10 protein-coding genes are annotated in these 3,809 nt (G+C 60.9%); all 10 read right to left on the reverse strand.

All coding sequences use genetic code 11. The annotated features are described in order from the left end of the window. A partial coding sequence (locus Q0526_RS07730) for a hypothetical protein (RefSeq protein ID WP_366522046.1) occupies window positions 1–264 on the reverse strand: 264 nt, incomplete at its 3' end. Continuing rightward, window positions 264–638 carry a DUF5361 domain-containing protein gene (locus tag Q0526_RS07735; RefSeq protein WP_288671712.1) on the reverse strand — a complete coding sequence of 125 codons (375 nt, stop codon included), beginning with the start codon at window positions 636–638 and terminating at the stop codon, window positions 264–266. The genes Q0526_RS07730 and Q0526_RS07735, both read right to left, overlap by 1 nt. Window positions 639–652: 14 nt before the next feature. Continuing rightward, window positions 653–940 (reverse strand): hypothetical protein, encoded by a 288-nt coding sequence (locus Q0526_RS07740; protein WP_288671711.1) that lies wholly within the window; start codon window positions 938–940, stop codon window positions 653–655. After that, window positions 937–1,581: a phage tail protein gene (locus tag Q0526_RS07745; protein ID WP_298732252.1), complete on the reverse strand. Its 645-nt coding sequence runs from the start codon at window positions 1,579–1,581 to the stop codon at window positions 937–939. The genes Q0526_RS07740 and Q0526_RS07745 overlap by 4 nt, the downstream gene beginning before the upstream one ends. A 2-nt stretch (window positions 1,582–1,583) precedes the next feature. Next, window positions 1,584–1,934, reverse strand: a complete 351-nt coding sequence (locus Q0526_RS07750; protein WP_288671709.1) for a hypothetical protein — start codon at window positions 1,932–1,934, stop codon at window positions 1,584–1,586. Next, window positions 1,931–2,173, reverse strand: coding sequence for a hypothetical protein (locus Q0526_RS07755; RefSeq protein ID WP_298732254.1), 243 nt, complete (start codon window positions 2,171–2,173; stop codon window positions 1,931–1,933). The genes Q0526_RS07750 and Q0526_RS07755 overlap by 4 nt, the downstream gene beginning before the upstream one ends. After that, window positions 2,112–2,498, reverse strand: a complete 387-nt coding sequence (locus Q0526_RS07760) for a hypothetical protein (protein WP_298732255.1) — start codon at window positions 2,496–2,498, stop codon at window positions 2,112–2,114. The genes Q0526_RS07755 and Q0526_RS07760 overlap by 62 nt, the downstream gene beginning before the upstream one ends. Then, complete coding sequence (locus tag Q0526_RS07765) at window positions 2,495–2,881, reverse strand: hypothetical protein (protein ID WP_298732257.1); 387 nt, start codon at window positions 2,879–2,881, stop codon at window positions 2,495–2,497. The genes Q0526_RS07760 and Q0526_RS07765 overlap by 4 nt, the downstream gene beginning before the upstream one ends. 9 nt (window positions 2,882–2,890) lie before the next feature. After that, window positions 2,891–3,103 (reverse strand): hypothetical protein, encoded by a 213-nt coding sequence (locus Q0526_RS07770; protein WP_298732259.1) that lies wholly within the window; start codon window positions 3,101–3,103, stop codon window positions 2,891–2,893. Next, on the reverse strand, window positions 3,103–3,809 hold a 707-nt coding region (locus Q0526_RS07775), incomplete at its 5' end, for a phage major capsid protein (protein ID WP_298732261.1). The genes Q0526_RS07770 and Q0526_RS07775, both read right to left, overlap by 1 nt.

Genomic DNA, 3,809 nt, shown 5'->3' on the forward strand with positions numbered 1-3,809 from the left:
GGACGCGTCTTTGAACAGCGTTTCCACGCCGCCCAGGGACTGCTGCAGCGCGCCGCCCTCGGTCAGTGCGCCGCCGATGATCGCGCCCAGGCCAGCGACACCGGCCACAACCGCCCCTTTGATACCCGTGGAGAGCATGCCGCCCAACTGGCTGCCTGCGCTGCTGGCCTCCCCGCCCAGGGCGGAAGTGATAGAGCCCTTGATACCCTCGGCAGAGGGCACGATCTGCACATAGGCGCGGGCCACGGTGTTGTTATTGGGCATCAGGTACTCACCCCTTCCAAAATCGCCCGCCGGGCGGCTTCAAAATCGTCGCCGGAGGCGTAGGCTTCCGTGCCTGCGTTGGTTTCGGTATCCTCTCCCGTCAAGATCGCCACCAGGCTGCGCGGCTGGTTTGTTCCAGACTTGGCGTCCTTGGTGTTGGCATAGAGCAGCACAGACAGCCGGTCCACCATGGCCGCCAGCAGCAGCGTGCGCAGCGGGACCCTTTCACCATTGAGCCGTTGCTGTACCCGCGATCCTTCCCCCAATCCCGAAAAAAGCGTCACCAGTAGGGACACTGGCAACGCTGTGTAGTCAAGGATGTGGTACGTCTCGGCAAAGTCGCAGATGAGTTCCGGCTCATACTGGGCAATCACACGGGAGAGGCGAATCAGTTTTTTCCCTGGTTAAAGGCTGCCAGGATCTCGCCCAGTTCTTTGTCCACGGCTTCGGGCGGCTGGCGGCCGTCCTCGGTGGCCACATGATCCAGCAGTTTCTGGTACTTATCGGCGCCCAGGATCAGGGTGCCCAGGTTGTCCAGGGCCGTGAGTTGGGCAAACGGGTCCGCCTCATCGGGCGCTTTCATTGTTGCGGCCAGGGCGCGCAGGATGCGCATATCCTGGAGTTTGTTTTCCGGCAGCGCAAAGGCAAAGCCGGTGGATGTTTTTCCGGTAATCATGCGTCAGTGTCCTCCTTTTCGTCGTCGGGTTCCGCCTCGGCGGCGGGTGCAGTAGTCTTCGCCAGCGCCGCAGCCGCCGCGCTCTTGATGTATTCGTAGTGGGTATTTCCTTCGGCGTCCGGCGTTGCCAGCAGGGTAGTCTGATAGCCGATGGCCGAAGTGGCAGCATAGGTCACCTCGCCCACCTCCGACACGCCCGCGCTGGGCAGTACCACGCGCTTGAGCGCGCCGCCCTTGAGGATCATGTCAATGACCAGGGAGACATCCGGCTGCTCGTTGCTGTTGGCCTTGACGGTAATAATGCCTTCCTCCAGCGTACCGCTGACATTGTCCGGGCCGTAAACGAGCTTGAGCGCAGCGAGGTTCAACGCCTCGATCATGGTAAACTGCCAAGTGTCGTCCTTGCCGTTGTCGATTTTACCCACTGACGCACCGCCCCATTCCTTGATGGTGTCGGTGTCGGGGGAGTTGGTGTTGACCACGCCGTCCTCGCTGATATAGCCCACATTTTCAAAGGCTACGTCCAGCGCGGTGGTGGCGTCCGTGGGCAGTTTGGTGCCCAGCGGCGCCACAAAGATCGCGCCGCCCACCTTGGGCTTGGCGACGCTGACGTTTTGCGCGTTATTGGGAGTAGATGACATTTTTACACCTCATCGCTGTAGTAGGTCACATTGTAAATAGACTGATACCGGGGGACCTTATACTCGGTATCATCGTCGGAAAAATCGGTGTAAAACGCCACATTGCAGATGGCGTCCTGCCCGGCCATGGCCTGCATGGCTTGTTTGATTCGCTCGTTGAGCTGTGCTGCCTCATATTCGGAGGGCGCGTAGGCATAAATCGAGAGTGTATCCGTCGGGATCATGTTGCTGGTCTCGGCGTCGGTCTTTTTGATGGCAAAGCAGGTCGGCGGCAGCGGGGAGGGCCGACCGATAGCGCCGGGCACCCCGTCCAGCTGGGTGGAGAGATAGTGCAGTGTGTAGTCCTCGATCAATGCCCCTTCACCGCCTTCCAAATCGTGTTGTTTTGGCGTGCATCCCGCCGAGCCTGGGCACTGCTGGCCCAGATCATAGCGTTAGATCGGGTTTTGCCGGTATGGGTGTCGGTTTCATATCCGGTCCCCAGCTTTGCCAGTGCCTTTCCGGCATGGCTTGCGCACGTCTGGCGCAAATCATCCGATTTCAGTAATTCCTGCACGCCGCGCTTGTTCAACACGATTCTCACTTTTGTCATACCGTTCCACCTTCACTTTCTTGTTCCAGGCAAGGGGTATCATGTCCTCGATACCCTGGGTCACGCCGCCGTAGGTGCGGAATTTCTGCCCGAAAAACTCCACCGTCACATCCTTCCAGTTGTGGGTATCCCCCTTGGGGATGCCCAGCGTGTAGGCGATATGCTTACCGTAGAGCTGCAGGTCGTTGACGATGTCCTCGGTGGTGGGTTCGCCCACCAGCACGCCGGGTACATCTACGGGTGTCTCGATGTAGATAGGCGTGTTGAACCCGTCGGTGCCGGTCTGTGTTTTGGTATAGAGCCGGACGGTAATGCCGTGAATCATTCCGCCACCATCCCTTCCAGAGGGCTGCGGGCGCCGATCCTATCCCCGACGCCCAACAGCTTCTTTTCCAACTTGGAGAGATAGAGTTCACCCACCGAACCGCCGGACATCGTCCAGGTTTGGGAATAGCCCAGGGCCGAAGCCGACCCCTGGGAGGCCCCCATGGGGAAGGTCACGGCGTTCTGAGCGGCCCCCGGCCCGGCATCCAACTGGCGGCGCACCATCCGGCAGGAGACCAGGCGCTTGCGTTCCTCATCGGCGTCCTTTTTGTAAGCGTCGATAACGATGCCTGCTTCATCCAGCAGTGCATCACACAGCGTTTTCTCGCTGTCTTCCAGCGGGCGGAACCCGGCCTCTACGTCCTCTACCGTTGCATAGCGCATACCGTCACCTCATTTCTTTGCGGGGGTGCTCCGCTTGGCGGCAGGCTTTTTCGCCGCCGGACGGGAGGGCTTGGTCGCGGGCTTGGCCTCGGGGGCCTGCGCCTTGGGCGGCTCGGCGGGCGCATCCGCCACACGGGTGTGGCCCGCCGCAAGATATTCCGCCTCCCGCTCCGGGACCACAAACATCCGCGTCCCCGTCAGGCTGTTGATAAATTCAATCATCAGCCTGCACCACCAGTCTTCGCCTTGCCCGTCAGCTTGTTGAACACCGTGGTATCACAGCGGAAGCCGACCTCGATCTCGGCACGCACGGCGAACATATTCTGCTCGAACAGGTTGATGGTGCTGCCGCCTTCGGTCAGGGTCGCCTGGTCGGAGATGGCGATCTGCACGCCCTCCACAGTACCGTACACAGCCTGCGTCCAGTCACCCGCAAAGCCGACGATGGCATCGGTAGTTGCGGTTTCGGCGATGTACGCGCCCTTGCTCTGCTTGACAGGCGCGCCCAGGATCATGGGCACCGCGCCCTCCGCCACGTTGTTGATGAACAGCGGGCGCTCGTTGCCGTCCACGGCAGTCAGCAGAATGGCCTTGCCCTGCGGAGAGAGCACCCAGCCATTGAGGATGCCGTCATGGGCGGCGATGTCGGCATCGGCCGCCACCAGACCGCCGTAAGCGTTCGTCAGGATGCTCTGAGCCGTGCAGTTTTTGAGCGTGTCGAAGTTGGAGCCGGGAGCGTCCACGGCACCGAACACAGTAGCGTCGAACTTTTTGGCGAGGGCACCGGGCAGGCGCTGGATCATAGCGTCGTACAGCGCCGGCACATCACGCCGGAACTGATTGGAAAAAGGCACGATGACCGCCAGCGTGTAGGCACTCATCTGCTTGGTGGCCAGCGTGCCGCGCTTGACGGGCTTTTTCTCGGTTT

This window comes from uncultured Subdoligranulum sp. (assembly GCF_937890665.1).

Excerpts from the sequence above, each read along its gene's own strand:
- Q0526_RS07740 (WP_288671711.1), bottom strand. The coding sequence starts at position 940 with ATGATTACCGGAAAAACATCCACCGGCTTTGCCTTTGCGCTGCCGGAA.
- Q0526_RS07745 (WP_298732252.1), bottom strand. The coding sequence starts at position 1,581 with ATGTCATCTACTCCCAATAACGCGCAAAACGTCAGCGTCGCCAAGCCC.
- Q0526_RS07755 (WP_298732254.1), bottom strand. The coding sequence starts at position 2,173 with ATGACAAAAGTGAGAATCGTGTTGAACAAGCGCGGCGTGCAGGAATTA.
- Q0526_RS07760 (WP_298732255.1), bottom strand. The coding sequence starts at position 2,498 with ATGATTCACGGCATTACCGTCCGGCTCTATACCAAAACACAGACCGGC.
- Q0526_RS07765 (WP_298732257.1), bottom strand. The coding sequence starts at position 2,881 with ATGCGCTATGCAACGGTAGAGGACGTAGAGGCCGGGTTCCGCCCGCTG.
- Q0526_RS07770 (WP_298732259.1), bottom strand. The coding sequence starts at position 3,103 with ATGATTGAATTTATCAACAGCCTGACGGGGACGCGGATGTTTGTGGTC.